Here is a 22,582-nt window from a genome sequence, read left to right on the forward strand (position 1 = left end):
TTTTTTTGCCTGCGATTTCCCTCCGCCAGAACCGCTGACTGTTCCCTGCTTATTTAGTCGAATAATTTGAACAGAGGAGACAATTTTCTCCGCTATCATCCCCCTCAGAACAGGTCCAGACTATGTGAAAACGTTGAGGAGGATTGAACATGATTTACTTACGCAAAGCAGAAGAACGCGGACACGCTAACCACGGCTGGCTGGACAGCTGGCACACTTTCTCCTTCGCTAACTACTACGATGCCAACTTTATGGGCTTTTCAGCGCTGCGGGTGATTAACGAAGACGTGATCGATGCCGGACAGGGTTTTGGTACCCATCCGCATAAAGATATGGAAATCCTGACCTACGTGCTCTCCGGTACGGTTGAGCATCAGGACAGCATGGGCAACAAAGAGCGGATCCCTGCCGGTGAGTTCCAGATCATGAGTGCAGGTGCCGGTGTGCGCCACTCTGAGTACAACGCCAGCAAAGAAGTGCCGCTGCACCTGTACCAGATCTGGATCATTCCGGAAAAAAATGGCATTGAGCCGCGCTACGCTCAGCGTCGTTTCGATGATGTGCAGGGCCGCCAGCTGGTGCTTTCTCCGGATGCCCGTGAAGGTTCGCTGAAGGTTTTCCAGGATATGACGCTGTCCCGCTGGGCGCTGAAACAGGGCGAAGAGGGCACTGTGGACGTCGATGGCGATCGCAAGATCTGGATCCAGGTAGTGAAAGGTGACGTCACCGTTAATGGTGAAAAAGCCACCCGCAGTGATGCTTTCGCGATCTGGGATGAAGCCACGCTTGCGATTGTTGCCGACAGCGATGCCGAAATCCTGCTGTTCGACCTGCCACCGGTTTAAGTCGGTCACACTTTGGGTGCGGTTTGCCGCACCCTTCACCGTTTCCCCGCTATTTTTGTTACACTCCAGCAATACTCCCTCAATCTGCAAAATAATGAAGAAGAAAAGACCGGTATTACAGGACGTTGCCGATCGCGTTGGCATCACCAAGATGACCGTCAGCCGCTATCTGCGCAACCCCGATCAGGTTTCTGTTGCCCTGCAGAGTCGCATTGCCGAAGCGCTGGACGATCTGGGGTATATCCCTAATCGTGCCCCCGATATTTTGTCTAATTCCACCAGCCGGGCGATTGGCGTGCTGCTGCCTTCACTGACCAACCAGGTTTTTGCGGATGTACTGCGCGGTATTGAGGCAGTGACCGATGCGGCAGGTTACCAGACCATGCTGGGCCACTTTGGCTATAGCGCCGAAAAAGAAGAGCTGCAGATGCGTTCGCTGCTGGGCTGGAACATCGACGGGCTGATCCTCACCGAGCGTACCCACACGCCAGCCAGCCTGCGGATGATTGAAACGGCCGGTATTCCGGTGCTGGAGATGATGGATTCCGTGTCACCCTGCCTGGATATGGCCGTGGGCTTCGATAACGTTGAGGCTGCCCGCCAGATGACTCTCGCCATTCTGAAAAAAGGTTATCGCCACACCGTCTACCTGGGCGCAAGGCTGGATGAACGCACCCTGCTCAAACATCAGGGCTATGAGAAAGCGATGCGTGAATCCGGCCTTGAACCGCACAGCATCATGATGGAAGCCGCCTCTTCATTCTCGATGGGCGGCACTTTGCTGCTGGAAGCGCAAAAACGTTATCCCGCGACTGACAGCCTGTTTTGTACCAACGATGACCTTGCGGTGGGCGCGATGTTTGAGTGCCAGCGTCAGGGGCTGCGGGTGCCGGACGACATGGCAATCGCCGGTTTTCACGGCCATGATATAACCCAGGTGGTAACACCTAAACTGGCAACGGTTTTCACCCCGCGAGAGAAAATGGGGCGGGAAGCTGCCGCGCTGCTGCTGACCAGGATCCGTGGTGAGCAGACCGGGACAGAACCGATCGATGTTGGCTTTACTATTTCAGAGGGCGGCAGCATCTGATTTTTCAGGGGCCCTGTCCGGCGGCCTCTTTGTCCCTTTGTGCCCCGGTCTTCCGAAACTGTCATTTTTTTGAACTACTTCACATTTACCAGCTTTTTCCCGCCTGGCTGTTGCCTTAGACGACGGGCCTTCCGACAATGTTACCGATAACAAATTGCGCTAATACTGAAACGGACAGGTCCTGGACCTCTTCTGCCGGAGCAAAAAATGAAAGCATCACCTGCGTCTAACCATGTGTTTGTCCTGATGGGCGTATCAGGCAGCGGCAAATCCGCTGTCGCCAATGCCGTGGCCTGGCAGCTTAAAGCGGCGTTCCTGGACGGCGATTTTCTGCATCCCCGCGCCAACATCGAAAAAATGTCCGAAGGCCACCCGCTGAATGACGACGATCGCAAACCGTGGCTGCAGGCAATTAACGATGCCGCTTTCGCCATGCAGCGCACCAACGGTGTATCGCTGATCGTCTGTTCCGCATTGAAAAAAAGCTATCGCGACATCCTGCGTAAAGGTAACGAGAATCTGTCATTCGTTTATCTGAAGGGTGATTTTGACACGATCGAATCCCGCCTGCGTGCGCGTAAAGGGCACTTCTTCAAGCCGCAGATGCTGGTCACGCAGTTCGCCACGCTGGAAGAACCCGGCAGTGATGAGCACGGTGTGCTGGTGGTGGATATTAATCAGACGCTGGATGAGGTGGTGGCTGAAACTATCACCACCATCGAAGGTGCGATAAAGAAATAACCAGGATGGATTGATGGCTACTGCAACACTGGTGTTAACCGCAGCGGGGTCTGTTTTACTGCTGCTATTCCTGGTCATGAAAGCGCGTATGCATGCCTTTGTGGCGCTGATGTTAGTTTCCGTGGGTGCCGGTATTTTCTCCGGGATGCCGCTTGATAAAATCGCCGACACCATGCAGAAAGGCATGGGCGGTACGCTGGGGTTCCTCGCTATTGTGGTCGCGCTGGGCGCGATGTTCGGCAAAATTCTGCATGAAACCGGCGCGGTCGATCAGATCGCCATCAAAATGCTGAAGGCGTTTGGCGAGAGCCGAGCGCACTACGCGATGGGGATTGCCGGGCTGATTTGTGCGCTGCCGCTGTTCTTCGAAGTGGCGATCGTGCTGCTGATCAGTATTGCCTTTGCCGTGGCTCGCCGCACTCAGGACAACCTGGTAAAACTGGTTATTCCGCTGTTTGCCGGTGTGGCAGCTTCTGCGGCATTCCTGCTGCCGGGGCCAGCTCCGATGCTGCTGGCCTCGCAGATGCATGTGGATTTCGGCTGGATGATCCTGCTGGGCGTATGTGCCGCTATCCCGAGTATGCTGATTGCCGGTCCGCTGTTCGGTAACTTTATCAGCCGCCACGTGGAGTTCACGCTGCCGACTGAAACCAGCCATCCGGAATTTGAAGAGCACAAGCTGCCGTCATTCGGCTTCAGCCTGTCGCTGATCCTGTTCCCGCTGGTGCTGGTGGGGCTGAAAACTATCGGTGCGCGCTTTACCGAGCAGGGCAGCAGACTGTATGAGTGGCTGGAGTTTATCGGCCATCCGTTTATCGCCATTCTGCTGGCCTGTCTGGTGGCGATCTATGGTCTGGCTTACCGTCAGGGCATGGACAAAGAGCAGGTGATGAAGATTTGCGGCAGTGCGCTGCAGCCTGCAGGCATTATCCTGCTGGTGATTGGTGCGGGCGGCGTGTTCAAGCAGGTGCTGGTGGATTCCGGTGTAGGCCCGGCGCTGGGCCATGCGCTGACCGGAGCCGGTCTGCCGGTGGCGCTGGCGTGCTTTATCCTCGCCGGGGCGGTGCGTATTATTCAGGGTTCAGCCACGGTAGCCTGCCTGACGGCGGTCGGCCTGATTATGCCGGTTATTGAGCCGCTGCATTACTCTGGCGCGCAGATGGCAGCACTGTCCATCTGTATCGCGGGCGGCTCTATCATTTTCAGCCACGTCAACGATGCCGGTTTCTGGCTGTTTGGCCGCTTTACCGGCGCGACGGAAGGGCAGACGCTGAAAACCTGGACGATGATGGAAACCATTCTGGGAACCACTGGCGCTATCGTCGGGATGATCGCTTTTGAGTTATTGTCTTAACCGATATCTGAACTTCAGGCGCGGGGAACTCAGAGTCTGCGTACCCTGCGCCTTGAGTCTGGGTGTTGTTTGAAAGGTCGAAAGAACTTCCGGATTAAATCTTCAGATAGGCCCGGATACCATCCAGGAACATCTGGGTGGCCAGCATAATCAGGATCAGCCCCATCAGCCTCTCCAGCGCATTAACCCCTTTCTCTCCCAACAACCGCAGAAACAGCCCCGATAGTAGCAGGATCACCACCGTTGCCCCCCAGGCAATGAGCAGCGCGCCCACCAGGTGGCTCATCTGATCCGGATACTGGTGTGACAGCAGCATCAGCGTGGCCAGCAGCGAAGGGCCAGCGACCAGTGGAATGGCTAACGGCACAAGGAAAGGCTCTTCACCGGCAGAAAGGCCGCTGCTGCTACTTTCCTGCGAGGGGAAAATCATTTTGATGGCAATCAGAAACAGGATGATGCCGCCGGAAATCGAAACCGTTTCGGTACGCAGGTTAAGGAAAGCAAGAATTTTTTCCCCTGCAAAAAGAAACAGCAGCATGATGACCAGCGCGATCAGCATCTCGCGGATTAACACCACCCGGCGACGTTTCGGCTCCAGATGCTTCAATACCGACATAAAAATCGGCAAATTGCCCAGCGGGTCCATAATAAGCAACAATAATATTGTCGCAGAGATCATTTCAGTCATCGTTATTCTTCTCTTGTTTGCCCGGTTCGCTGCACGTTATAAGCAGCTCTGCTAAAAAAACGCCGCTAATCGATTTAATTCACTTGCCACTTTTCCAGCATTTTGTAAGGTGATAACCATACTTCTTTCTTATCTCTTTTACTCTAACAGGCAAATAAAGTTGCCTGCAGCAGGTGCAACATGAAATCAGTAGGTTTAGTTGGTTGGCGTGGCATGGTGGGTTCTGTCCTTATGCAGCGCATGGTGGAAGAACGTGACTTTGATGTGATCCGTCCGGTCTTCTTCTCCACGTCTCAGCACGGTCAGGCGGCCCCTGCGTTTGGTGGTCAGTCTGCTGGCGCGTTGCAGGATGCGTACAACATCGACGCGCTGAAGGCCCTCGACATTATTATTACCTGTCAGGGTGGTGATTACACCACTGATATCTATCCAAAACTGCGTGCCGCTGGCTGGCAGGGCTACTGGATTGATGCAGCCTCCACGCTGCGTATGAAAGATGACGCACTGATTATTCTCGACCCGGTCAACCACCATGTTATCCGTCAGGGTCTGGATAAAGGCATCAAAACCTTTGCGGGCGGTAACTGTACCGTCAGCCTGATGCTGATGTCGCTGGGTGGCCTGTTCGCTAACGATCTGATTGAGTGGGCTTCTGTGGCAACCTATCAGGCAGCTTCCGGCGGTGGCGCGCGCCATATGCGTGAGCTACTGACCCAGATGGGCATGCTGCACGACAACGTGGCAAAAGAGCTGCAAAACCCGTCTTCAGCCATCCTTGATATTGAACGTAAAGTCACCGATATGAGCCGTAGCGGCGTGCTGCCGACCGACAACTTTGGCGTGCCGCTGGCGGGTAGCCTGATCCCGTGGATCGACAAACAGCTCGAAAACGGCCAGAGCCGTGAAGAGTGGAAAGGCCAGGCAGAAACCAACAAAATCCTGCAACCGGCGAAAACCATTCCGGTTGATGGCCTGTGCGTGCGCGTAGGCGCGCTGCGCTGCCACAGCCAGGCCTTCACGCTCAAGCTGAAAAAAGATGTGCCGCTGAACGAAATCGAACAGCTGCTGGCCAGCCACAACGAATGGGTCAACGTGGTGCCAAACGATCGCGATCTGACCATGCGTGAACTGACACCTGCTGCCGTCACCGGCACGCTGAAAACGCCTGTTGGCCGCCTGCGTAAACTGAATATGGGGCCGGAATACCTCTCCGCCTTTACCGTGGGTGACCAGCTGCTGTGGGGCGCTGCCGAGCCGCTGCGTCGTATGCTGCGCCTGCTGGTCGACTAAGCCCTCACCGCTCTGCCCTGGTGCAGCAGGTGGGTTCACCGGGACTGGTCATCATTTTTGTCCAGTCCCTGAATTTGCTGAACAGCCACACATGGCTTCTTTTGCAAAACAGCAACACCATCGCTTCCCCCCTCCAGACTTTCCACCCGGTCTGCAGCGACGTTTCCTCTTCCTGCCCTGTCACATGTTCTCAAGCTGCCCTTAACACCGTTATCCACATCTTTCCCGTGACCTGCTTTCTCCCTGATTTCCAGTAATCCCCGAAAATTTGATCTGAAAACAACATTTTTCCGCATTCGGTGCTGGCTTTAGTTGCGCCCTGGCTATGCTTAAAAAATAGCGTGTTATTAGCTCAATGAAGAGCAGTGCATTCCCTGCCATTTCTGGCCCTGGGGATCGCCTGCCAACCATCACAGGAAGACAGACATGTCAGAGCTTACGGATCGCCGGCTGATTAGTGCTTTAATTTCCGGCCATTATGCAGACCCATTCTCGCTCCTTGGCATGCACCAGACTGAAAACGGTCTGGAGGTGCGGGCGCTCCTGCCGGATGCCACCGAAGTCTGGGTCATTGAAACCAACACCGGGCGTAAGTGTGCTCAACTGGAATGCATCGATTCACGTGGCTTTTTCCATGGCGTGGTGCCGCGCCGGAAAAAGCCCTTTCATTATCAACTGGCTGTCACCTGGCATGGTCAGCAGAACCTGGTGGATGATGCCTACCGCTTTGGTCCGCTGCTGGCCGAAATGGACAGCTGGTTGCTGGCTGAAGGCACCCATTTACGGCCTTACGAAACCATGGGGGCGCATGCCGATGTGATTGATGGCGTGATCGGTACCCGCTTCTCGGTCTGGGCGCCGAATGCCCGCCGGGTATCGGTAGTAGGGGATTTCAACTTCTGGGATGGCCGTCGCCACCCGATGCGACTGCGCCAGGAGATTGGCGTCTGGGAGCTGTTTGTGCCCGGTGCGGTTCAGGGCCAGCTTTATAAGTTTGAAATCATTGATGTTCACGGCCATCTCAGGTTGAAGTCTGACCCCTATGCGTTTGAAGCACAGATGCGCCCGGACAGCGCCTCGATGATTTGCGGCATCCCGCCAAAAACGGAAATTTCAGCGGAACGCAGGCGTGCCAATGAGTTTGATGCACCCATCTCTATCTACGAGGTGCACCTTGGTTCCTGGCGACGCCATACCGACAATAATTTCTGGCTCAGCTACAAAGAGCTGGCCGAACAGCTGGTGCCTTATGCCAAAGAGATGGGCTTCACTCACCTGGAGCTGATGCCGATAAACGAGCACCCCTTCGACGGCAGCTGGGGCTATCAGCCTACCGGCATGTATGCGCCAACGCGGCGCTTCGGCACGCGGGACGAATTCCGTAATTTTATCGCCGTCGCCCATCAGGCCGGTCTGAACGTTCTGCTGGACTGGGTGCCCGGGCATTTCCCTGCCGATGACTTCGGCCTGGCAAAGTTTGATGGCACCGAGCTGTATGAGCACGGCGACCCGCGCGAGGGCTATCACCAGGACTGGAACACGCTGATCTATAACTTCGGCAGGCGCGAAGTCAGCAACTATTTGGCGGGCAACGCGCTCTACTGGATCGAACGATTTGGCATTGATGGCCTGCGGGTGGATGCGGTGGCTTCGATGATCTATCGCGACTACAGCCGCCAGCCCGGTGAATGGGTTCCCAACCACTTTGGCGGGCGTGAGAATCTGGAGGCGATCTCCTTCCTTCGTTACACCAACCGCACGCTAGGTCATGCCGCTCCCGGCTCGGTGACTATTGCAGAGGAGTCGACCGATTTTCCAGGCGTGTCCCGGCCACCGGAAATGGGCGGGCTGGGCTTCTGGTACAAGTGGAACCTCGGCTGGATGCACGACACGCTGGATTACATGAAGCTGGACCCGGTGTACCGCAAACATCATCACAACAACCTGACCTTCGGCATGTTGTACAACGCCACCGAGAACTTTGTCCTGCCGCTGTCCCATGACGAAGTGGTGCACGGTAAACGTTCAATCCTCGATCGGATGCCCGGCGATGCCTGGCAGAAGTTTGCCAATCTGCGGGCCTACTACGGCTGGATGTTCGGCTTCCCCGGCAAGAAGTTACTGTTTATGGGCAACGAGTTCGCCCAGGGCAAGGAGTGGAACCATGACGTCAGCCTCGACTGGCACCTGCTGGAAGGGGACGATAACTGGCATCACGGCGTACAGCGTTTGGTTCGCGACCTCAACCACACCTATCGCCACTACCCGGCACTGCATCAGCTCGACTTCGATTCCATGGGCTTTGAATGGCTGGTGGTGGACGATTTTGAAAACTCGGTGTTTGTTTTTGTGCGCCGTGACCGGGACGGGAATGAAGTGATTGTCGTCAGTAACTTCACGCCAGTTTCCCGTCCAGGCTATCGTTTTGGCGTCACTCATTCTGGTCGCTGGTGCGAGGTGCTGAACACCGACTCCAGCCACTATCACGGCAGCAATACTGGCAATCAGGGCGTGATCCATACCGATGCGCATCCGAGCCATAACCGTGAACACTCTCTGAGTATGACCCTGCCGCCGCTGGCGACCGTCTGGCTGGTCAGGGAGGCATGATGAGCCCACTGCAGAGTGGTCATTCTTCCCCGGTCGGGGCCGCTTTTGACGGTAAAGGCGTTAACTTCGCGCTTTTCTCTCAGCATGCTGAGCGAGTGGAGCTGTGCCTGTTTGACGAGCAGGGCCGCGAAACCCGTCAGGATCTGCCAGCCCGCAGTGGCGATATCTGGCACGGCTACCTGCCAGCAGCGAAGCCCGGCCAGCGCTACGGCTATCGGGTACACGGGCCCTGGCAGCCGGAAGCCGGGCACCGTTTTAATCCTCACAAGCTGCTGGTGGATCCCTGCGCCAGGGAAGTGGTGGGTGAAGTCACTGACCATCCCTCTTTCCAGTGTGGCGACAGGGAAATCGATACCCTGGACAGCGCCGCCGTTGCGCCAAAAAGCGTGGTGCTGGCGGATGATTTCGATTGGGAAGACGACCAGCCACCGGGCATCCCCTGGGGCGAAACGGTTATTTATGAAGCCCACGTGCGCGGGCTGACGAAACGTCATCCGGGTATTCCGCCGGAGATTCAGGGCACCTATGCGGCGCTGGGCCATCCGGTGATGGTCAGCTACTTCAAAAGGCTGGGCATTACCAGCCTGGAGCTGCTGCCGGTAGCCTGTTTTGCCCATGAACCGCGGCTGCAGCGGATGGGGCTGAGTAACTACTGGGGCTACAACCCGCTGGCACCCTACGCACTGGATGCCAGCTATGCTTCGGGTGTGGATAGCGTTCACCCGCGCAATGAGTTTCAGCAGGCGGTCAAATCACTGCACGCGGCAGGCATCGAAGTGATCCTCGATGTGGTGTTTAACCATACCGCTGAACTGGAAGATACCGGCCCGACGCTGTCGAAGCGCGGAGTGGACAACAAAAGTTATTACTGGCTGAACGACCAGGGTGGTTACCAAAACTGGACCGGCTGCGGGAATACGCTGAATCTCAGTCACCCTGAAGTGATGACCTGGACGCTGGACTGCCTGCGCTACTGGGTGGAAGCGTGCCATGTGGACGGTTTCCGATTCGACCTGGCGACGGTGCTTGGCCGCACGCCTGACTATCAGCGCGACGCCGGGCTTTTCCGGGCGATTCAGGCCGATCCGTTGCTGTCGAAATGCAAGCTGATTGCCGAGCCGTGGGACATCGGGCCGGGAGGTTATCAGGTGGGGAACTTCCCGCCGCCGTTCGCTGAGTGGAACGACCATTTTCGCGATGTGATGCGCCGTTACTGGCTGCATGGCGATATCAGCAATGGCGACTTTGCCCGGCGGTATGCTGCCTCCAGCGATGTTTTCCAGCGGGACGGGCGGCTGCCTTCGGCCAGTATCAACCTGATCACTGCTCACGACGGGTTCACCCTGTGCGACGTGGTCAGCTTTAACCAGAAGCACAACGAAGCCAACGGTGAAGATAATCGCGACGGCAGCAGCAGTAACTTCAGCCATAACCACGGGGTGGAAGGGCTGAATGCACCGTTGTTGATAGTGGAACATCGTCGTCGCAGCGTTCACGCGCTGCTGGCCACTCTGCTACTGGCGCAGGGCACGCCGATGCTGCTGGCCGGGGATGAACACGGCCACAGCCAGCACGGCAACAATAACGCCTACTGTCAGGATAATGAGCTGACCTGGCTTGACTGGCAGCACAACGACAGTGGGTTGTTTGCCTTTACTGCCGCGCTGATCCATCTGCGTAAACGCATTCCGGCGTTAACCAGAGACAGCTGGTGGCAGGAAGAGGATGGAAATGTTGAATGGCTCGGCCCGAAGGGAGAGCCGCTTAATGCGCAGGAGTGGCAACAGGGGGAACGTCGTCTGCAGATCCGCCTGTCACGCCACTGGCTTCTCACCATAAACGCCACCGAAGAAGTGAGCGATATTGTTCTACCTCAGGGGCGCTGGCATGCCATTCCGCCCTTCGCCGGGGATGATAACCCGATTTTGTTAACTGTCTGGCATGGACCAGCCCACGGTGTGTGCATGTTCCGGGAACAATCATAACAGGAGTCAGACATGGTCACTGATAAGAACGATCCCCTGATGCTGGCAAGACAATTGCCAACACAAACTGTAGCCCTCATCCTGGCAGGTGGACGCGGTACGAGGCTGAAAGACCTTACCGCCAAGCGTGCCAAACCTGCCGTTCATTTTGGCGGGAAATTCCGCATCATCGATTTTGCCCTGTCGAACTGTCTTAACTCCGGGATCCGACGGATCGCGGTGATCACTCAGTATCAGTCGCATACGCTGGTACAGCATATCCAGCGCGGCTGGTCGTTTCTCAACGAGGAGATGAACGAGTTTGTCGATCTGCTGCCCGCTCAGCAGCGCCTTTCTACCGAACACTGGTACCGCGGTACGGCCGATGCCGTGACGCAAAACCTCGATATTATCCGGCGCTATCAGGCGGAGTTCATCGTGATCCTCGCGGGGGACCATATCTACAAAATGGACTACTCGCGCATGCTGCTGGACCACGTGGAAAAAGGCGCGAAATGTACCATCGCCTGCCTGCCGGTGCCGATTGAAGAGGCCAGTGCTTTTGGCATCATCGCGGTGGGCGACGATAACAAAGTCACCGAATTTCTGGAAAAACCTGCCGATCCACCGCATATGCCGGGGGATAAAACCCAGGCAATGGCGAGCATGGGCATTTATGCCTTCAACGCCGACTACCTGTACCAGCTCCTGGAAGATGACCTGAAGCTACCTGATTCTAACCATGATTTCGGCAAAGACATTCTGCCGAAGATAGTTGAGACCGGAGAAGCGCTGGCTCACTCCTTCGGCATCTCCTGCGTGCAGAGCGATGAAAGTTCGCCGCCGTACTGGCGTGATGTCGGGACGCTGGAGGCTTACTGGAAAGCTAATCTGGATCTGGCCTCGGTCACGCCGGAACTGGATATGTATGACCGTAACTGGCCGATCCGCACTCATATGGAACCGCTGCCTCCGGCGAAATTCGTGCAGGATCGATCCGGTAGTCACGGAATGACCATGAACTCACTGGTGTCAGGAGGCTGCATTATTTCCGGCTCGGTGGTGGTGAACTCAGTGCTGTTTTCACGAGTGCGGATCAACTCCTTCTGCAATATCGAATCCTCTGTTCTCTCGCCGGATGTGGTGGTGGGGCGATCCTGTCGCCTGCGTCGCTGTGTGATTGACCGCGCCTGTGAGTTACCTGAAGGAACGGTCATCGGGGAGAATCCGGATGACGATGCACGCCGGTTTTACCGCTCGGAAGAGGGGATTGTGCTGGTCACGCGCAGCATGCTGGCGAAGTTGGGATGGCGTAGTTGAGAAAGCATAAATGTCCGATGCGGTGGATCGCGTCAGAACTGAGTCAAAGGAGCCGATAATGCAGGTTTTACATGTCTGTTCAGAAATTTTTCCGCTGCTTAAAACGGGCGGGCTTGCTGATGTTGTTGGGGCATTACCGGCGGCGCAGATTGCGGAAGGTGTGGATACGAGAGTCCTGCTTCCTGCCTTTCCCGATTTGAAAAAGGGCATTCCGGATACTCCGGTGGTGGCCAGGCTGCAGACTTTTGCAGGCCCGGTCGATTTGCTCTTTGGGGAATATGATGGGGTGGGAATATACCTGATCGACGCGCCGGGCCTGTACGATCGGCCCGGCAGCCCGTATCACGATGAGTCACAGTTTGCGTATACGGATAACTATCTGCGCTTTGCGCTATTGGGGTGGATGGGCTGTGAAATCGCCTGTGGGCTGGATACCTTATGGCGTCCGCAAGTAGTGCATGCGCATGACTGGCATGCAGGACTGACCTGCGCTTACCTGGCGGCCAGGGGGCGACCGGCAAAATCGGTGTTCACCGTGCACAACCTGGCCTATCAGGGGGTGTTCGCTGCGCATCATCTGGATCAGATCCAGCTGCCCAGATCGTTTTTCAATATGTACGGGCTGGAGTTTTATAACCAGATTTCCTATCTGAAAGCGGGACTGTTCTATGCCGATCATATTACGGCCGTCAGCCCGACTTATGCCCGTGAGATTACCCTGCCGGAGTTTGGCTATGGCATGGAAGATCTGCTCAAACAGCGTCAGCTGGAAGGGCGGCTCACCGGGATCCTGAACGGTGTCGATCCCTCAATCTGGGATCCGGCACAGGATCTGCTGCTGACCGCGCGCTACAACCGTGACGTGCTGGAGGCCAAGCTGGAGAACAAACGGCAGCTGCAAATCACCATGGGCCTGAAGATTGATGAGAGGGTGCCGGTGTTTGCGGTAGTCAGCCGCCTGACCAAACAGAAGGGGCTGGATCTGGTACTTGAAGCGCTGCCAGGCCTGCTTGAGCAGGGCGGCCAGCTGGTGTTGCTGGGCGCGGGCGATGCGGTATTGCAGCAGGGTTTCCTCGCTGCTGCTGCCGAATATCCTGGCCAGGTGGGCGTGCAGATCGGTTATCACGAAGCGTTCTCGCACCGCATTATGGGAGGCGCGGACATCATCCTGGTGCCAAGTCGTTTTGAGCCGTGCGGGCTGACCCAGCTGTACGGTCTGAAGTACGGCACGCTGCCGCTGGTGCGGCGTACCGGCGGGCTGGCAGATACGGTGAATGACAGCTCGCTGGAAAACCTGGCAGACGGTATTGCCAGCGGTTTTGTGTTTGAAGACAGCAATGCCTGGTCGCTGTTACGGGCTATCCGGCGTGCTTTTGTTCTGTGGTCCCGGCCATCACTGTGGCGCTATGTTCAGCGTCAGGCGATGGGGATGGATTTTAGCTGGCAGGTGGCCGCTGTGGCCTACCGCGATCTCTATCAACGTCTGTTGTAATCAGGAAATAGGAAATTTGATATGAACGCACCTTTCATCTATACCGCCCCTACGCTGAGCGTGGACGCATTAAAGCATTCGATTGCCTATAAGCTGATGTTTACTATTGGTAAAGACCCGTCGGTTGCCAACAAACATGAGTGGCTGAACGCCACGCTGCTGGCGGTGCGTGACCGCATGGTCGAACGCTGGCTGCGCTCTAATCGTGCGCAGCTGTCGCAGGATGTGCGTCAGGTTTACTACTTGTCGATGGAGTTTCTGGTCGGGCGGACCCTGTCGAATGCTCTGCTGGCGATGGGTATCTACGAGGATGCCAGGGCCGCGCTGGAGGAGATGGGCTTCGATCTGGAAGATCTGATCGAAGAAGAGAGCGACCCAGGGTTGGGCAACGGCGGCTTAGGACGACTGGCTGCGTGTTTCCTGGATTCCCTCGCCACCCTGGGGCTGCCCGGTTGCGGCTATGGTATTCGCTACGATTACGGTATGTTCAGGCAGAGCATCATTGACGGACGGCAGGCTGAATCACCGGACTACTGGCTGGAGTATGGCAATCCGTGGGAGTTTCAGCGTTTTAACACCCGCTATAAAGTGCGTTTCGGCGGGCGTATTCAGCATGAGGGCAACCGTGCCCGCTGGCTGGAGACGGAAGAAGTGCTGGCGATGGCCTACGACCAGATTATTCCCGGTTTTGATACCGACGCAACCAACACGCTGCGGCTGTGGGGCGCTCAGGCCAGTAATGAAATCAATCTTGGTAAGTTTAATCAGGGGGATTACTTTGCTGCGGTAGAAGATAAAAACCATTCGGAAAACGTGTCGCGCGTGCTCTATCCGGATGATTCAACCTATTCAGGACGCGAGCTGCGTCTGCGCCAGGAGTACTTCCTGGTCTCGGCGACGGTGCAGGATATCCTCAACCGACACTGGATCATGCACCAGACCTTTGACAATCTTGCAGATAAAATTGCCATCCACCTGAATGACACTCACCCGGTGCTGGCGATCCCGGAGCTGATGCGGCTGCTGATCGACGAGCATAAGTTCAACTGGGACGATGCCTTTGAAGTGACCTGTCAGGTGTTCTCCTACACCAATCACACCCTGATGCAGGAAGCGCTGGAGACCTGGCCGGTGGATATGATCGGCAAGATCCTGCCACGCCACCTGCAGATTATTTTTGATATTAACGACTATTTCCTCAAAACTGTTCAGGATTACTACCCGGATGACTGGGATCTGCAGTCGCGCATTTCAATCATTGATGAGGCTAACGGACGCAAGGTACGTATGGCGTGGCTGGCGGTGGTAGTCAGTCATAAGGTTAACGGCGTCTCAGAACTGCACTCAAACCTGATGGTACAATCGCTGTTTGCCGATTTTGCCGCCCTGTTTCCTGGCCGTTTCTGCAATAAAACTAATGGGGTGACCCCTCGTCGCTGGCTGGCGTTGGCAAATCCTAGGCTGTCAGAAGTGCTGGATGACACTATCGGGCGTAACTGGCGTACCGAGCTGAGCCAGCTGAATGAGCTGAAACAGCATATCGATTACCCGAGCTTCCTCAAGCAAATCAGCGACTCCAAGCTGCACAACAAAAAGCGGCTGGCTGAATTCATCGCGCAAAAGCTGGATATCGTTATCGATCCTCAGGCGTTGTTTGATGTGCAGATCAAGCGTATCCATGAATACAAACGTCAGCTGCTTAACGTGTTGCATGTTATTACCCGCTACAACCGGATAAAAGAGGATCCGGAAGCGAACTGGGTGCCCAGGGTGAATATCTTTGCCGGGAAGGCCGCTTCGGCTTACTACATGGCCAAGCATATTATTCACCTGATCAACGATGTGGCGAAGGTGATCAACAGCGATCCACAGGTGAAGAACAAGCTGAAGGTGGTGTTTATCCCTAACTACAGCGTGAGTCTGGCGCAGATCATTATTCCGGCAGCGGATCTTTCTGAGCAGATCTCGCTGGCGGGGACGGAAGCCTCCGGTACCAGTAACATGAAGTTTGCCCTGAATGGTGCGTTGACTATTGGCACGCTGGATGGGGCCAATGTCGAGATGCTGGAGCACGTGGGTGAAGAGAATATCTTCATTTTCGGCAACACCACCCCGCAGGTCGAAGAGTTGCGCAGCAAGGGTTACAGTTCGCACAAGTATTATGAGCAGGATGCCGAACTGCATCAGGCGCTGACGCAGATCGCCACCGGCGTGTTCAGCCCGCAGGAGCCGGGCCGCTACCGGAATATCTTTGATTCACTGGTCAATCTGGGTGACCACTATCAGCTGCTGGCCGACTACCGCAGCTATGTGGATACCCAGGATAAGGTGGATGAACTCTATCGTCATCCGGAAGAGTGGACGCGCCGTGCGCTGCTGAATATCGCCAATATGGGCTACTTCTCTTCGGACCGCACCATTCAGGAGTACGCCGACGAGATTTGGGGTATTAAGCCGGTTCGGCTGTAGGCGGCGGATCATCAGCCTGAAAGCCGTAATGGATGGCGCTTCCGGGGGATATGACCGACGAAAAAAAAGCTGGCAGATGCCAGCTTTTTATTTCGTGCAGGGTAAATCAGGAAGCCAGTGACAGCGCCGGTTTCTTACCGTGCTGGGCCAGCCACTCACCCACGCGGGCACGTTGCTCTTCGTTCAGCCACATCCCTTCTTTGGTGCGACGCCACAGCGCATCATCCTGCTCACGCACCCACTCGTTCTGCACCTGGTAGCGCAGCTCCGCTTCGTAGAAATGGTGACCAAACAGCTCACCCAGATCTTCCAGGCTCTTCGCATCTTTCAGCAGCACTTCGGTATTGCTGCCGTAGGTACGCGCATAGTGACGGGCCATTGGCTCAGTGATAAACGGATAGCGGCGGCACAGGCTGGCGGCGTAGTCTTCACGGTTACCGGCAATATCACCGCCTGGCAGTACGCAGGTTTTGGTCCATGCCGGGCCAGCTTTCGGATAGTACTTCGCCAGTTTTTCCATCGCATGTTCGGCCAGCTTACGGTAAGTCGTCAGCTTGCCGCCGAACACAGACAGCAGCGGAGCCTGACCGTTGTCGTCGCGCACATCCAGAGTGTAATCGCGGGTAATCGCCTGCGGTGAATCTGACTCATCATCACACAGCGGGCGCACGCCGGAGTAAGACCAGACGATGTCATCGACGCTCAGCGTCTTCTTAAAGTGGTTGTTAAACACGTTAAGCAGATAGGAGGTCTCTTTTTCGTCAATATGGACGTTTTTCGGATCGCCTTTGTACTCCACGTCGGTGGTACCGATGATGGAGAACTCGTCCATCCACGGGATCACAAACACGATACGGTTATCTTCGTTCTGCAGGATATAAGCCTGCTTCTGCGTGTGTACACGCGGCACCACAATGTGGCTGCCTTTGATCAGGCGGATACCGTAAGGCGATTTCAGCTTCAGTCCGTCATCAAACAGCTGCTTGACCCACGGACCAGCCGCGTTAACCAGGCCTTTTGCCTGCCAGGTGAAGGTTTTACCGGTATCGACATCTTCCGCTTCCACGGTCCACAGGCCGTTTTCACGCCATGCACGGGTCACTTTAGTGCGGGTACGCACCTCGCCGCCGCGCTTTTCCACTTCCTGAGCATTCAGCACCACCAGGCGCGCATCGTCCACCCAGCAGTCGGAATATTCGAAACCGCGCACGATTTCAGGCTTTAACACTGAATCTGAGCCAAAACGCAACCCTTTACTGCCCGGCAGGCTGGTGCGTTTGCCCAGATGATCGTACATAAACAGACCAATGCGGATCATCCACGCCGGACGCAGATGCGGACGATGCGGCAGACGGAAGCGCATTGGGAAAGCAATATGTGGTGCCATTTTCAGCAGCACTTCACGTTCTGCCAGCGCTTCGCTGACCAGACGGAATTCGTAATGCTCCAGGTAGCGCAGGCCACCGTGGATCAATTTTGAGCTGGCGGAAGAGGTCGCGCACGCCAAATCTTGCGCTTCCAGCATCAGCACAGACAGGCCGCGTCCTGCAGCATCAGCCGCAATGCCAGCGCCGTTGATGCCGCCGCCGATTACGATCAAGTCTTTGGTTTCCACGTCATCTCCTCCGATGTTCGGAATAGTTCTTAAATGTTCGTTTTCGAGCATTATAATAATCGCAAACCAACATCGACGCCAGCGTTAACCGAATAAAAACATTTATGCGTGATCCAGGTAACATTACTGAGTGCAGAAAACAGTGTTAACCTTTCACTCTGTTGGGTTATTGTCAGCCGGGTTCGCGTTACAATAAGCCTTAGTTATCCCCTTTTGACGAGAACCCACCATGGAACAATTTGAGTGCATCAGCGTGCAGCAGGCGCAGGCACATCTGACCGACGGTCAGGCTCTGCTGGTTGATATTCGTGACCCGCAGAGCTTTGATGCCGCCCATGCCAGCGGCGCGTTTCATCTGACTAACAACTCGCTGAATACCTTTATTGCGCAGGCGGATTTAACCGCGCCGCTGCTGGTGATGTGCTACCACGGCAACAGCAGCAAAAGTGCTGCGCAGTATCTGATGACTCAGGGCTTTGAACAGGTTTACAGCATTGATGGGGGCTTTGAAGCCTGGCGCGTACAGTTTCCGCAGCAGGTTGAGTCTGGCGCGTAGTCATCTTGCGGTGAAAATAGTGCGGTATACTGATACCGTTTAATTAACAGGGACTTTTGCAGGCGATGATGCGCATTACTGAGTTTTCCAATCCCCGCATGGCACAGGCCTTTGTGGATTATATGGCGACCCGCGGCATCCAGCTCCGGATTGAGTCTGATAACCACCACACGGTGTGGCTGGATGATGATTCGAAAGTGAATCTGGTCGAAAACGAACTTAACCAGTTTATCCGCGACCCCAATCATCCCCGTTATCAGGCGGCCAGCTGGCATTCCGGCACCACCCGCAGCGGCATCCACTACCAGAGCACTTCGTTGATGACCAATATCCGCGAGCGTGCAGGGCCGCTGACGCTGGCGGTAATGGCCGCCTGTATTGTGGTCTTCATCCTGATGCAAATCCTGGGCTTCCAGACGGTGATGACCTGGCTGGCCTGGCCAGATGCGGATCAGCACTTCCAGCTGTGGCGCTGGTTTACCCACGCACTGCTGCACTTTTCTCTGCTGCATATCGTCTTTAACCTGCTGTGGTGGTGGTATCTCGGCGGGGCGATTGAAAAACGGCTCGGCAGCGGTAAATTATTTGTCATCCTGCTGATCTCTGCGCTACTCAGCGGCTGGATGCAGGCGAAGTACAGCGGTGTAATGTTCGGCGGCTTGTCTGGCGCGGTTTATGCGTTGATGGGCTATGCATGGCTGCGCGGCGAGCGCGATCGGCAGCGCGGCATCCATCTGGAACGGGGCCTGATGGCCTTCGCCATTATCTGGCTGGTGGTGGGATACATGGGCTGGTTTGGCCTCTCGATAGCCAATGCGGCGCACGTCACTGGCCTGTTGGTCGGCCTGGCGATGGCCTTTGTCGATACCCGACAGAAAAAAAGATCCTAAAGCAAAAATAAGCAGGTCGACAAACAGGAGAGCTTTGTGAAGCAGACGCAACGTCATGACGCCATTATCGATTTGGTGCGCCGTCAGGGGTATGTCAGTACTGAAGAGCTGGTGGATCATTTTACCGTCAGCCCGCAAACCATCCGCCGCGACCTGAATGACCTGGCGGAGCAGAACAAAATTCAGCGTCACCACGGCGGCGCGGCATTGCCTTCCAGCTCGGAAAATACCGCCTGGCAGGATCGTAAAATGATGTGGTCGGCCGAAAAAGCCCGTATCGCCCAGCGCGTTGCCAGCCAGATCCCGGACGGTGCCTCACTGTTTATTGATATCGGCACTACGCCGGAAGCGGTGGCCCACGCGCTGCTGAACCACAACAACCTGCGGGTGGTGACCAACAACCTCAATGTGGCGATGCTGCTGATGTCGAAGCCCGACTTCAGCCTGATTGTTGCCGGTGGGGAAGTCCGGACCCGCGATGGCGGCATTATGGGAGAAGCCACGCTGGACTATATCTCCCAGTTCCGTCTCGATTACGGTATCCTCGGTATCAGCGGCATCGATATGGACGGCTCGCTGCTGGACTTTGACTACCACGAAGTGCGCACCAAGCGGGCGATTATCGAGAACTCGCGCTGCGTGATGCTGGTGGCTGATCACTCGAAATTTGGCCGGAATGCGATGGTTAACCTGGGTAACATGAGCCTGATTGACTACCTGTTCACTGATGAAACGCCGCCGCCCGGCGTGCTGAAAACCATTGAGCAACACGAAGTGCATCTGGAGCTGTGCTGACAGCAACGCATCAGCAGCAGAATTTAGCAGGTCAGAAGCCGTCGATCAGAAAATCGATGGCGTCTTTGATGGTTTTGCTATGATGCTCAACATTAACCACTTCCCCGCCCAGAAGCGTCTGGCGGACGCTTGCCATCTCGTGGGTCATCACAAGATATTCCCTGCCTTCAATCTCCAGCACCGGACACAGACGTACCGGCTGTTTGCCACGAAGTTTACTCAATGGAAACAACGGGATAACCAGACGAGTGTTCAGAGCATCAATAATGTCACTCTGTACATCAAGGAGATAGGGATAATCCTGACTGTTGCCTGAGTGGTGGTAGACGGTGTATTGCATCTTCAGAATGTCCTGTGGTCATCGGACAACATACCATGCTCATCAGTGATGCGATTCAGTTCCTGAAGAGCTTCCTTGTTTTCACGTTTCCATTGCTGAGCCTCGACGGCCCGTATTTCCCGCTTTAAAGCCTCGGCCAGTATGGCGGAAAGATTGATGCCTGCCTGACGTGCTTGGTCATACAGCATGGGTTCAAGCGTCACGCTGACGGTTTTTTTATGGCGCACTGAAGTTGCTGGCATATCTCCCCTCCTTTGTTTATTGCACGTGTAAATGCACGTGCAAATATCTTACGCTCTTCAAGGCGATTGGAAAGTAAAATTTATGACTTATGCTCATATTGAATGAATTTCATCATGAAAATGAATAATTTTACTGGTTTTTTTTATATTCGTTGCAATATGATTAGTTATCATTACTTAGTAATTTCACTTAGGCATAGATTTAATCGACAGTCCGTTCTACTAGCTAGGAATCATGAAAAGGAGAATTGAAGGTTTAGATAATAATTTGAATTATCCATATGATTTCTTTAAAAGAAATTAATACATGATAGTCACGAGCTATGAATCATAGCTAGATAAACCACTTCAATGTAAGGTATATTATGGCAAGGGATGATTTCAGTAGTGATACTCGTTCTGTTGGTTTGACCCGGCTGGCAAATAATCTTGAGGATGTTTATGGCAGCTTTATTAATATGGAAAATACCAACTCTCAAGGTGTATCACGAAGAGAGGTGTTAGTTACTAGATGTATTGCTGCACATGCAGTTAGAATGTACGGTGATGAATCAGATCCCGAGATGGCTGCTAATGCAGTTTGTGATGGCAGTGATGATGGTGGAATTGATGCAGTATATGTAAATCAGAACTCTAAGAAACTCATTCTGGTTCAATCTAAATTTATTAAAGATGGGAATGGTTCTGTTAGCATCAAGGATTTTGGCCGTTTCAAATATGCTTGCGCTAAAGTTATAGCAAATGATTTATCCTCATTTAATGAGAGGTTTCTGACCTATAAAGAGTCAATTGTTAAAGCTATAACAAGCAGTAGTTATAAATGTATCTGTGTCTTCATTTATACTGGTACTCATGATATCAGTAGCGAAGTTACTGAAGAAATTTCATTTTGGGAAAAAAGCCAAAACAAAGCTCTTTTGTTCAGAGATCTCGATTCAAGAGATGACTATACAATATTCTTTGAAACACCAAATGTTACGGATATATCATCAAGCCTCAGTTCACAGTCTATTGGTGCTATAGATATAAATGATGTTGCTTTAGAGTCTTACGGGGAGGTTTCTTCACCTTGATAGAGCTATTTATGGTGCTATTTCAGCTCGAGTTATTTCTGATTGGTGGAAGAAATATAAATACTCTCTGTTTGAGAAAAACATCCGAAGTGTATTAGGTGATTCTGGGACTGTTAACTCTGGTATAAAGACTACAGTAGAAAGTAACCCTGATCTTTTTTGGTGTTATAATAATGGCATTACAGCAACTTATGAAGAAGTAAATGAAAGTATTGCAAATGCTGGTTCTTCAAGGCGATTTGGCGTTTTTGGCTTTAAAACCTTAAATATTATAAATGGTGCGCAAACTGTTAGCTCGATAGGAACCGTTTTTGATAATTTTCCTGAAGACAAAAAAGATTTAGTAAGAGTAATGATTCGTTTTATAAATGCTAAAGACGCTGAATTTCTGAGAGATGTTACAAAATATAATAATACACAAAACAGAGTAACAGGTAGGGATTTCACAACTCAACGACCTGAACAGCAAAAAATACAAAGAGAAATTAATTTCATTGGTGGTTACACATACAAATTATTGCGACAGGAAGACTCAGATGTTTCATCTGAAAGTGTTATCGACATCGATGATTCATTAAATGCACTTGTCTGTTACTCAAAAGTTCCACAATTAATTTCTACACTTAAATCTAATCGAGGTAGGTTTTTTGATTCTAATGAGTCATATTTATATGATCAGGTTTTTAATCCTAAGCCCCCCCTTCTGGAGTCAGTGTAATAAATAGAGTTAATCTTTATAGAGTATGTAGTGAAATATTGAGTGAGATGATAGCATCAACGACTACATCCCAGGATGAAATAGAAGCGAGAATACCTTCTCTTTTGACTCATGGGAACTATGTATTTATTTGTGTGCTTATGAGTAAAATCTCACCTGTGTCTGTATCAAATGGTGTGGATATTTATGATAAAAAACTTTGTCTATTAATGCATTGTCGTTAGCTAAAGATATCTACATATATATTCAAGATAACTATCCGAATAGTTACATTGCTAGATTTTTCCAGAATAGAGAGAGAAGGTTGAGAAAACATTAGTCACTTCTCTTGAGTTTCATTATGAAAACAATAATATATCTATTCGTATCACACTATTAAGTTAGCCCTTTCTAATAAGGGTTGTTATTTTGAATGTTATTGTTATTGTTATTGTTATTGTTATTGTTATTGTTATTGTTATTGTTATTGTTATTGTTATTGTTATTGTTA

Annotated in this window: 19 protein-coding genes; 15 read left to right on the top strand and 4 right to left on the bottom strand. The window is 53.3% G+C overall.

Translation table 11 applies throughout. The features are described from left to right. Positions 1-149 precede the first annotated feature (149 nt). The 4 genes from AC3Y5R_RS10660 to gntU all read left to right on the top strand — a co-directional run bounded on the left by AC3Y5R_RS10660 (position 150) and on the right by gntU (position 4,030). On the top strand, positions 150-845 hold the full coding sequence (locus tag AC3Y5R_RS10660; protein ID WP_489921322.1) for a pirin family protein: 696 nt from the start codon (positions 150-152) through the stop codon (positions 843-845). 94 nt (positions 846-939) lie between these two features. Beyond that, on the top strand, positions 940-1,935 hold the full coding sequence (gntR, locus tag AC3Y5R_RS10665) for a gluconate operon transcriptional repressor GntR (protein ID WP_489921323.1): 996 nt from the start codon (positions 940-942) through the stop codon (positions 1,933-1,935). 207 nt (positions 1,936-2,142) lie between these two features. Continuing rightward, complete coding sequence (gntK, locus tag AC3Y5R_RS10670; protein WP_158780753.1) at positions 2,143-2,676, top strand: gluconokinase; 534 nt, start codon at positions 2,143-2,145, stop codon at positions 2,674-2,676. Between the two features lie 13 nt (positions 2,677-2,689). Beyond that, positions 2,690-4,030: a gluconate transporter gene (gntU, locus tag AC3Y5R_RS10675; RefSeq protein WP_489921324.1), complete on the top strand. Its 1,341-nt coding sequence runs from the start codon at positions 2,690-2,692 to the stop codon at positions 4,028-4,030. 94 nt (positions 4,031-4,124) lie between these two features. Here gntU and AC3Y5R_RS10680 read toward each other — a convergent pair whose 3' ends face one another. Then, positions 4,125-4,718 (bottom strand): YhgN family NAAT transporter, encoded by a 594-nt coding sequence (locus tag AC3Y5R_RS10680; protein ID WP_158780751.1) that lies wholly within the window; start codon positions 4,716-4,718, stop codon positions 4,125-4,127. 180 nt (positions 4,719-4,898) lie between these two features. Here AC3Y5R_RS10680 and asd point away from each other — a divergent pair, with 180 nt between their 5' ends. The 6 genes from asd to glgP all read left to right on the top strand — a co-directional run bounded on the left by asd (position 4,899) and on the right by glgP (position 15,863). Continuing rightward, complete coding sequence (gene asd, locus AC3Y5R_RS10685; RefSeq protein WP_489921325.1) at positions 4,899-6,008, top strand: aspartate-semialdehyde dehydrogenase; 1,110 nt, start codon at positions 4,899-4,901, stop codon at positions 6,006-6,008. Between the two features lie 426 nt (positions 6,009-6,434). After that, positions 6,435-8,618 carry a 1,4-alpha-glucan branching enzyme gene (glgB, locus tag AC3Y5R_RS10690; protein WP_489921326.1) on the top strand — a complete coding sequence of 728 codons (2,184 nt, stop codon included), beginning with the start codon at positions 6,435-6,437 and terminating at the stop codon, positions 8,616-8,618. Next, positions 8,618-10,603, top strand: a complete 1,986-nt coding sequence (gene glgX, locus AC3Y5R_RS10695) for a glycogen debranching protein GlgX (protein WP_489921406.1) — start codon at positions 8,618-8,620, stop codon at positions 10,601-10,603. The genes glgB and glgX overlap by 1 nt, the downstream gene beginning before the upstream one ends. Positions 10,604-10,615: 12 nt before the next feature. Next, entirely contained in the window at positions 10,616-11,902 is a 1,287-nt protein-coding gene (gene glgC, locus AC3Y5R_RS10700) for a glucose-1-phosphate adenylyltransferase (protein WP_489921327.1), read from the top strand. Positions 11,903-11,960: 58 nt separating this feature from the next. Further along, positions 11,961-13,394 carry a glycogen synthase GlgA gene (glgA, locus tag AC3Y5R_RS10705; RefSeq protein WP_489921328.1) on the top strand — a complete coding sequence of 478 codons (1,434 nt, stop codon included), beginning with the start codon at positions 11,961-11,963 and terminating at the stop codon, positions 13,392-13,394. Positions 13,395-13,415: 21 nt separating this feature from the next. Further along, a complete protein-coding gene (glgP, locus tag AC3Y5R_RS10710) occupies positions 13,416-15,863 on the top strand; it encodes a glycogen phosphorylase (RefSeq protein ID WP_489921329.1) in 2,448 nt (815 codons plus the stop codon). 106 nt (positions 15,864-15,969) lie between these two features. Here glgP and glpD read toward each other — a convergent pair whose 3' ends face one another. Continuing rightward, the gene (gene glpD / locus AC3Y5R_RS10715; RefSeq protein ID WP_489921330.1) at positions 15,970-17,478 is read right to left on the bottom strand and encodes a glycerol-3-phosphate dehydrogenase; all 1,509 of its coding nucleotides are present in this window, start codon (positions 17,476-17,478) and stop codon (positions 15,970-15,972) included. 229 nt (positions 17,479-17,707) lie between these two features. Here glpD and glpE point away from each other — a divergent pair, with 229 nt between their 5' ends. The 3 genes from glpE to AC3Y5R_RS10730 all read left to right on the top strand — a co-directional run bounded on the left by glpE (position 17,708) and on the right by AC3Y5R_RS10730 (position 19,719). Then, on the top strand, positions 17,708-18,034 hold the full coding sequence (gene glpE / locus AC3Y5R_RS10720; protein ID WP_489921331.1) for a thiosulfate sulfurtransferase GlpE: 327 nt from the start codon (positions 17,708-17,710) through the stop codon (positions 18,032-18,034). A 68-nt stretch (positions 18,035-18,102) separates the two neighbouring features. Next, entirely contained in the window at positions 18,103-18,924 is an 822-nt protein-coding gene (gene glpG / locus AC3Y5R_RS10725; protein ID WP_489921407.1) for a rhomboid family intramembrane serine protease GlpG, read from the top strand. Between the two features lie 36 nt (positions 18,925-18,960). Next, the gene (locus AC3Y5R_RS10730) at positions 18,961-19,719 is read left to right on the top strand and encodes a DeoR/GlpR family transcriptional regulator (protein WP_158780743.1); all 759 of its coding nucleotides are present in this window, start codon (positions 18,961-18,963) and stop codon (positions 19,717-19,719) included. A gap of 31 nt (positions 19,720-19,750) precedes the next feature. On the opposite strand, the gene AC3Y5R_RS10735 is transcribed toward AC3Y5R_RS10730, so the two are convergent. Further along, entirely contained in the window at positions 19,751-20,059 is a 309-nt protein-coding gene (locus tag AC3Y5R_RS10735) for a CcdB family protein (protein ID WP_489921332.1), read from the bottom strand. 2 nt (positions 20,060-20,061) lie between these two features. Then, positions 20,062-20,301 (bottom strand): type II toxin-antitoxin system CcdA family antitoxin, encoded by a 240-nt coding sequence (locus tag AC3Y5R_RS10740; protein WP_489921333.1) that lies wholly within the window; start codon positions 20,299-20,301, stop codon positions 20,062-20,064. 365 nt (positions 20,302-20,666) lie between these two features. On the opposite strand from AC3Y5R_RS10740, the gene AC3Y5R_RS10745 reads away from it, so the two are divergent. Both AC3Y5R_RS10745 and AC3Y5R_RS10750 read left to right on the top strand, forming a co-directional pair. After that, a complete protein-coding gene (locus AC3Y5R_RS10745) occupies positions 20,667-21,374 on the top strand; it encodes a hypothetical protein (RefSeq protein ID WP_489921334.1) in 708 nt (235 codons plus the stop codon). Positions 21,375-21,498: 124 nt separating this feature from the next. Then, the gene (locus tag AC3Y5R_RS10750; protein WP_489921408.1) at positions 21,499-22,092 is read left to right on the top strand and encodes an AIPR family protein; all 594 of its coding nucleotides are present in this window, start codon (positions 21,499-21,501) and stop codon (positions 22,090-22,092) included. The last annotated feature ends 490 nt before the right edge of the window (positions 22,093-22,582 follow it).

Source organism: Erwinia sp. 009765445 (genome assembly GCF_058137865.1).

Coding starts and splice junctions, on each gene's coding strand:
- AC3Y5R_RS10660 (WP_489921322.1), top strand. CDS start 150: ATGATTTACTTACGCAAAGCAGAAGAACGCGGACACGCTAACCACGGC.
- gntR (WP_489921323.1), top strand. CDS start 940: ATGAAGAAGAAAAGACCGGTATTACAGGACGTTGCCGATCGCGTTGGC.
- gntK (WP_158780753.1), top strand. CDS start 2,143: ATGAAAGCATCACCTGCGTCTAACCATGTGTTTGTCCTGATGGGCGTA.
- gntU (WP_489921324.1), top strand. CDS start 2,690: ATGGCTACTGCAACACTGGTGTTAACCGCAGCGGGGTCTGTTTTACTG.
- AC3Y5R_RS10680 (WP_158780751.1), bottom strand. CDS start 4,718: ATGACTGAAATGATCTCTGCGACAATATTATTGTTGCTTATTATGGAC.
- asd (WP_489921325.1), top strand. CDS start 4,899: ATGAAATCAGTAGGTTTAGTTGGTTGGCGTGGCATGGTGGGTTCTGTC.
- glgB (WP_489921326.1), top strand. CDS start 6,435: ATGTCAGAGCTTACGGATCGCCGGCTGATTAGTGCTTTAATTTCCGGC.
- glgX (WP_489921406.1), top strand. CDS start 8,618: ATGAGCCCACTGCAGAGTGGTCATTCTTCCCCGGTCGGGGCCGCTTTT.
- glgC (WP_489921327.1), top strand. CDS start 10,616: ATGGTCACTGATAAGAACGATCCCCTGATGCTGGCAAGACAATTGCCA.
- glgA (WP_489921328.1), top strand. CDS start 11,961: ATGCAGGTTTTACATGTCTGTTCAGAAATTTTTCCGCTGCTTAAAACG.
- glgP (WP_489921329.1), top strand. CDS start 13,416: ATGAACGCACCTTTCATCTATACCGCCCCTACGCTGAGCGTGGACGCA.
- glpE (WP_489921331.1), top strand. CDS start 17,708: ATGGAACAATTTGAGTGCATCAGCGTGCAGCAGGCGCAGGCACATCTG.
- glpG (WP_489921407.1), top strand. CDS start 18,103: ATGCGCATTACTGAGTTTTCCAATCCCCGCATGGCACAGGCCTTTGTG.
- AC3Y5R_RS10735 (WP_489921332.1), bottom strand. CDS start 20,059: ATGCAATACACCGTCTACCACCACTCAGGCAACAGTCAGGATTATCCC.
- AC3Y5R_RS10740 (WP_489921333.1), bottom strand. CDS start 20,301: ATGCCAGCAACTTCAGTGCGCCATAAAAAAACCGTCAGCGTGACGCTT.
- AC3Y5R_RS10745 (WP_489921334.1), top strand. CDS start 20,667: ATGGCAAGGGATGATTTCAGTAGTGATACTCGTTCTGTTGGTTTGACC.